The following is a 6,304-nucleotide window of genomic DNA, read 5'->3' on the forward strand; positions in this document are numbered from 1 at the left end:
TCGTTTCCCGGAAGGAGCCTGACTCTGCGAGGTGTCACGACCATTCGCGCATGCATTATCAAAGTTGAATGCGAACGGTCGCGGACAGTGATATCAAGATCCCGCGGGAGGCGTCTTTGGGAGGAGACGTCGTTGGAAATCCGAAAGCTGCTCACAGAAATGTCGGCCGCGCTGTTCGCTAGGCGCGCGGCCGCTCAACACACTATTGCCATCAAGCCGATCCGACCCTCGCTCGCCGACGTTCCGGTCAGACGCCAAATGGCGCCATACAAGCCAAAATCGCCGGTCCGGCCGTGTAGCAATATGTAGCAAGGGGGCCTCCGCCACCGGCGCCACCACTCGCGTCCAGCATGTCGACGCTTGGGTTGCACGTCGAAAGCTTACGACATGCCAAGCAGGCTGGCTGGTTGGTGGTCTACGAAGCCGGCGTCTTGGGTTCCAACGCGCGGCGCAATGCAGGCGCTTCCTGCTGGATATGATCCCACAGCCGGTTCGCGATCGGTCCGTGCGGGCGATCGCGGCGGCGGGCGACCACCAGCTCGTCGGTGCGGCCCGGCATATGTGGGCCGGCGATGGAGTGCAGGCGCCCGTCGCGCAGCTCTTCCTCGATCAGGAAGCGGGGCAGGTGGCCCCAGCCGAGGCCTTGCAGGATGATCTCCTTCTTCATGCCCTGATCGGCCACCATGCATTGCGGCGCGCCTTCGATCATGAAGTAATTCCGCCGTGGCGAATGGCGGGCGGTGTCGCGCATGACGCATTGAGTGAATGCGTGCATCCCGTCCGGCGTGATGGGCTGTTCGATGCGCTCGGGCAGAAAGCCCGGCGCCACCACGGGAATGAACGGCACTTTGCACAAATCGACCCACTCCACCCGTGCATCGCCCTTGTCGACCCAGTGCAGGATCAGATCGGCTTCGCCGTCGAAGAGGCGCTCCCATGGGCCGCCAACCGCCTCGAAATGCAGATGCAGGCGCGTGCCTGGGCATTGGGCGAAGAACCGCCCGAGCATCCCCAGCACCTGCGGGCGCGGGCAGAGGTCGCCAATCACCACATGGATCTCGCTTTCCTCGCCCATCGACAGCTGGGCGGCATGCACGCGCAGGCCCTCCAACTCGCGCAGCAGCTGATATGCCCGGCGGTGGAAGGATAGTCCCGCCTCGGTCGGGCGCACGCGATAGCCGCTGCGATCCAGCAGAACGAGGTCGAGCTGCCGTTCCAGCTTCGCGACGGCGGCGAACACCGCCGGGTGCGAGCGATGCAGCTTGGCCGCGGCGGGTTGAAAGCCGCCGGTGCGGACCACGGCATCGAAGCATTGCAGGTCGTGCAAGGTGAATTCGGCCATGTCAGCTTTTACTACAGAGATTGTCCTACCTTTGTAATATCAACAAAAACGCGACGTGGCTACGCTCTGCCTCATTCAACGTTCCAGAAGGAAGCTTCACCATGAATGAGCTGAGTTTCGTGACCACGGGCGACGGCACGCGCATTGCCTATCGCCTCGACGGCGATGCCGGCAAGCCGGTGCTGATGCTATCGAACTCCATCGCCACCACGCTGCATATGTGGGACGGGCAGGTCCGCGAGCTGTCCAGGCATTTCCGTGTCCTGCGCTACGACTTTCGCGGCCATGGCGGATCGAGCGTTCCGGCCGGCGCCTATTCGCTCGACCGGCTCGGCCGCGACGTGATCGAGCTGCTCGACGCGCTCGCCATTGAACGCGTGCATTTCCTCGGCCTGTCGCTGGGCGGCTTCGTCGGGCAGTGGCTCGGCATCCACGCGCCGGAGCGGATCGACCGGCTGATCGTGAGCAACACCTCGTCGCATCTTGGACCGGCAAGTTATTTCGACGAGCGGATTGCCGCCGTGCAGCAGGCGCCGGACATGTCGGAAACCGCCGAGACCTTCCTGGCCAACTGGTTCCCGGCGAAAATGGTGGCGGCCAACGAGCCCGTCATCGAGGAATTCCGCGCCATGCTGCTGACCGTCGACAGGCACGGCCTGGCCGGTCTGTTCGCGGCGGTTCGCGATGCGGACCTTCGCCGCACCATAGCGCTGATCTCCCGGCCGACGCTGGTGATCGCCGGCCGGCACGACACGGTGACATCAGCCAGCCATGGCGAATTGATCGCGGCGACCGTGCCCGGCGCGAAGCTGGTTGTCCTGCCCTCCGTTCACCTGTCGAATGTCGAATACCCCGCCGAGTTCATACAAGCGGTGCTTGGCTTTCTGCGTTGAGCGGAGGCACAATGAGGATCGCCTGTCACGGCTCCTTGCATATCGGCACTGGCTGCGGCGGCGGTGCCGGGTTATCCTTCCTGTATTGGGCGATGATCGGCTCGAGGGTTTTCTTCGGCCAGAATTTCGGAGCGCCGATTTCCTTCAGGCAGGAAGCGTTCCAATACAGGCTGGAGCCAGGCAGCGAGTGCCCTTTCGCCGCCTTCTGCGCGACGGCGGCGATATCGCGCGATTCAGGGTAGATGTAGAGCGTCGTCGGATTGTCCTTCACCATCGGGATGATCTGCCGTGCGTCGGCCGGCGACCAGCTGGTGCAGCCATTGCTGCGGCCGCCGGCGTAATCCACCAGCTTGCCGAACGGCACCAGACCGTCATGGTCGGCGTATGAGCTGTTCGGGTTTTTCCGCATGCACATGCCGCGCAGCACCTGGGCCGCGTGGCCGCCGATCACGCGCTGCCTTGCATTCGCGGCTTCGCCTTCGCCGTCGAACTGGATGAATGTGCGCAGGAAAGCCGAATCCTGTTTCGCGCCGATGCGATAGAAGCCCTTGAACGATGTCTTCGCCTCGCCGGTCATGTATTCGCCGCCAGCCGTCAGTTCCGAATCCATGGCATTGCCGAAGTTCTTCGCGCACCGTCTGCCGTTCGAAAAATCGGCAACGCCTTTCAGATTCCGGCCGCCGCCGTGGCCCGACGAAATCGCGCGGAACGACTGGCTGGCTTCGCAGACGACATAGTACCGGCGCCCCGGCACGCCATTGCCCAGATCGCCGGGGCGTGTCGCATCCATGGCGAAGTAGCAGGGATTCTTGACCGCGCCTTGCGCCACTTTCTTCAGGTAGAGCGCGCGGGCCCGCTCAAGGACTACTTGCGATATCTGACCGTCGCTGTCGCCGACATGGGCCCGCAACCAGGCCGGGATATCAGACGCCTGGGTTGCGCCAAAGGAGCGGGCCGACGTGGTCAAGGCGATGACGACGAGAAGAAGGCCGGCGACGACACCCAGAGGGACAGATTTCAACCGCACGGTATCAATTCTCCTGACGAAGCCGCTTTGTGACTCCTTACGGCGTTGCCGTCGGGAATCAATCCTAAAAGACCTCGCGCCAACCGGCGAAACACATCTTGTTTAGCGGAACTGCAAGGAAGGGGCGAGGACTCGGTCCGGCGCAAGACGTTCATAAGGCGACATGCGGGTTCAAGGCTTGCGGCGGACGTCTCCGCATCCGCGGACATCCCGCGATTTTCGGTCCGCTGCGATTGTAGTATGATCTGATTCCGGCGCGCCCACGCCTCCTCCCTCCACCGGGAAAGCATTCGTCATGCGGGGCAATCCGATCACCGAACCGACTGTTCGAGCACCAGGCATAAGGAGGGGTTGCGAAGACTGCTCGCACCGGGAGGTTTTGCGATGAGGTTGTCTACGCCCGTCTATCATCTGAAGCGTCAAGCCAGGCTGTTGTCCCGCGACGGGAAAATCCCGCTCCACCAGGCGCTTGATTGCATCGCCGTGCAGCAAGGTTTCGCCAGTTGGAGCCTGCTTGCGGCAAAGCTGTCCGAAACGACCGCCGCCGGCAAATTGTTTGCGCGGTTGGAGCCCGGCGACATGGTTCTGGTCGGTGCCCGGCCGGGCCATGGCAAGACCTTGATGAGCCTGGAACTCGCGGTCGAAGCGATGAAATCCGGCCATCGCAGCGCGTTCTTCACGCTGGAATATACGCAACAGGACATGCTCGACCGATTTCGCGCCATCGGCGTCGAGCCGCAACGGTTCGATGGGCTGTTCGAGTTCGACAATTCGGATGCCATCAGTGCGGGTTACATCATCAGGGCGTTGGGCTCGGCGCCGCGTGGCACGCTGGCGGTGGTAGACTATTTGCAACTGCTCGATCAGAGGCGGGAGAACCCTGAATTGATGGACCAGGTTCGCACGCTGAAGATTTTCGCGCGCGAGACGGGTGTGATCCTGGTTTTCATCTCGCAGATCGACCGGGCCTACGATCCCTCGAAAAAGCCGATGCCCGATATCGGCGACGTCCGCCTGCCCAACCCGGTGGATCTGTCGCTGTTCAACAAGACATGCTTCCTGAATAAGGGCGAAATCCGCTTCCAGACGGCACAGGCTTGAGCGTTGGACGAGGCGAGGGCGGTCGGCCCTATGTCGAGATCACCGCCAAGCCGGGCAATCCGGCAGGTTGTGCGGCGGTCTCGCTTTTAACGTCTGCGCTGCCCCTCATCTGGCTGCCGCCATCTTCTCCCCGTATAGTGACGGGGAGAAGGGCGCCTTGGCTTGGATTTCGCCAATCACCAGCGGTGCAGAAAAAGGCGCCGACGGACAGGCGGATGAGGGGCGGCGCCGATCGAACAATGTTCAATGCGCAGTCGCGCCCCGTCCTCACCCGTGCTCGTCGCCACAGAGCGCGTGGTCGGACAGGGCGGGGATGACGTAGCAGTCGCCGACCGTCTTGCCGGCGCAGCACGTGGCGATACGTTCGAGTTCCGCCTCCAGCCGTTTCAGCTGGGCGATCACTGTCGTACTCGGCCTGAAGACGGTGTTCCTGGTCACCACCATTGCCGGTATCACGGGCCTGTGGCCGGCGATCCTCGCCGATACCGGCGCCACTGTGCCGGTCACCGCCAACGCCACGCGCCTTTATCGACGTGTTGAAGCAGACGAAGGACGACTGAGATCCGCTATTCGGCGGCGGCCGTCAGCGGCGGCGTGGCGTTGCTGCGCGCTTCCCAGATCTGGGAGACAACCGCGACGACCACGGCGGCCACCATTGCAAAAGCGCCAAGCAGCGGCAGGCTGCGATAACCGTAGCCGGCATTGAGCATGGCTGCCCCCAGCGATGCGGCGAGCGCGATGCCGACGTTGAAGCCGGACGGGATAAGCGAGGAAGCGAGGTTGGAAGCGTCGGCGGTCCAGGCCAGGATGCGGGTCTGGATCGGCGTGCCGATGGCAAAGTTGAGACCGCCCCAGATGACGATGGCGACGACCATGGGCACGGGGTAGGGACTGGCGATGTAGATGACGGCGAGCGTCACCGCCTGCAAAGCAAGCATGGTGATCAACGACGGCATCAGCTTCCAATCGGATAGCTTGCCGCCGAGGAAGACGCCCAGCGTCGCGCCGACGCCATTGAGCAGCAGCACCCAAGGCACGAGGTCGCCGTCGAGGCCGGTGATCTCCAGCAGGGTCGGGGTGATGTAGGTGAACAGGCCGAACTGGCCGATCATCAGCATCAGCATCAGGATCAGCGAGGTCCAGACCTGCTGGCGCGCCAGCACGCGAACCTCGCGGGCAAAGCCGGCGGGCCTGGCCGACGATCCGGTGCCGCGCGGCAGCAGCGCCGCCATGGCAAGCGTTGCCACCACGCCCAGCGCGCACATCACCCAGAAGGTCGCCCGCCAACCCCAGATGTTGCCGATCGCGGTGCCGGCTGGCACGCCGATGACATTGGAGACGGTGAGACCGGACAGGATAACGGCGACCGCCATGCCGCGCTGGTCCTCGCGCACAAGGCCGACCGCAACCACCATGGCGACGCCGAAATAGGCGCCGTGCGCGACGGCGACGGCAATGCGCAGAAGCAGCATCGAGATGAAGTCGGGTGCCAGCGCGCAGGCTGCCTGGCCGATGGTGAAGGCGATGGCGAGGGCCAGCAGCAAGGTCTTGCGCGACAGCGATTTGGTGGCAAGCGCCAGCAGCGGGCCGCCAATGGCGATGCCACAGGCATAGCCGGAGACGAGATAGCCGGCGGAGGGAACCGAAACGCCAAGCCCTTGCGCCACCTGCGGCAGCACGCCGGCGATGACGAATTCGGTGGTGCCGAAAGCGAAGGCGGCGATGAACAGGGCGATGAGCGGAAGCGACATGGGAAACGCCTTGGCTGCAACGGCCTCAAACCACGGATGGGCTCAGCGGGCAATCCAGAAATTTTTGTCGCGAGTTTAGGTTTTCTTGAGTGAGGGTGCGAGGCGGTCGACCCCCCCAACCGCCCCCGGGGCGGGCCCCCACAACCCCCCGCGCCCCGGGGGGGGGGAGGGGGGGGCGTATTTTAAAAAT

Annotated in this window: 5 protein-coding genes and 1 pseudogene; 2 read left to right on the top strand and 4 right to left on the bottom strand. The window is 63.7% G+C overall.

What is annotated here, in order from left to right; translation table 11 throughout:
- Nucleotides 1-415 precede the first annotated feature (415 nt).
- A complete protein-coding gene (locus NKI49_RS24750) occupies nt 416-1,342 on the bottom strand; it encodes a LysR family transcriptional regulator (RefSeq protein ID WP_352606901.1) in 927 nt (308 codons plus the stop codon).
- Between the two features lie 101 nt (nt 1,343-1,443).
- Between NKI49_RS24750 and NKI49_RS24755 the strand changes: the two genes are divergently transcribed.
- Nucleotides 1,444-2,235: an alpha/beta fold hydrolase gene (locus NKI49_RS24755; RefSeq protein ID WP_352606899.1), complete on the top strand. Its 792-nt coding sequence runs from the start codon at nt 1,444-1,446 to the stop codon at nt 2,233-2,235.
- Between the two features lie 25 nt (nt 2,236-2,260).
- Here the strand turns inward: NKI49_RS24755 and NKI49_RS24760 are convergent, their stop codons facing one another.
- On the bottom strand, nt 2,261-3,262 hold the full coding sequence (locus NKI49_RS24760) for a hypothetical protein (protein ID WP_352606897.1): 1,002 nt from the start codon (nt 3,260-3,262) through the stop codon (nt 2,261-2,263).
- Nucleotides 3,263-3,646: 384 nt separating this feature from the next.
- Between NKI49_RS24760 and NKI49_RS24765 the strand changes: the two genes are divergently transcribed.
- Nucleotides 3,647-4,363 carry a DNA helicase gene (locus NKI49_RS24765; protein ID WP_352606894.1) on the top strand — a complete coding sequence of 239 codons (717 nt, stop codon included), beginning with the start codon at nt 3,647-3,649 and terminating at the stop codon, nt 4,361-4,363.
- A 267-nt stretch (nt 4,364-4,630) separates the two neighbouring features.
- Here NKI49_RS24765 and NKI49_RS24770 read toward each other — a convergent pair.
- Nucleotides 4,631-4,762, bottom strand: a pseudogene (locus NKI49_RS24770) (MerR family transcriptional regulator); the annotation flags it as partial.
- Nucleotides 4,763-4,929: 167 nt separating this feature from the next.
- Complete coding sequence (locus NKI49_RS24775; RefSeq protein ID WP_352606892.1) at nt 4,930-6,114, bottom strand: MFS transporter; 1,185 nt, start codon at nt 6,112-6,114, stop codon at nt 4,930-4,932.
- Between the last annotated feature and the right edge of the window lie 190 nt (nt 6,115-6,304).

This window comes from Mesorhizobium sp. M0587 (genome assembly GCF_040320945.1).
GTDB lineage: Bacteria > Pseudomonadota > Alphaproteobacteria > Rhizobiales > Rhizobiaceae > Mesorhizobium.

Excerpts from the sequence above, each read along its gene's own strand:
- NKI49_RS24755 (WP_352606899.1), top strand. The coding sequence starts at position 1,444 with ATGAATGAGCTGAGTTTCGTGACCACGGGCGACGGCACGCGCATTGCC.
- NKI49_RS24750 (WP_352606901.1), bottom strand. The coding sequence starts at position 1,342 with ATGGCCGAATTCACCTTGCACGACCTGCAATGCTTCGATGCCGTGGTC.
- NKI49_RS24765 (WP_352606894.1), top strand. The coding sequence starts at position 3,647 with ATGAGGTTGTCTACGCCCGTCTATCATCTGAAGCGTCAAGCCAGGCTG.
- NKI49_RS24775 (WP_352606892.1), bottom strand. The coding sequence starts at position 6,114 with ATGTCGCTTCCGCTCATCGCCCTGTTCATCGCCGCCTTCGCTTTCGGC.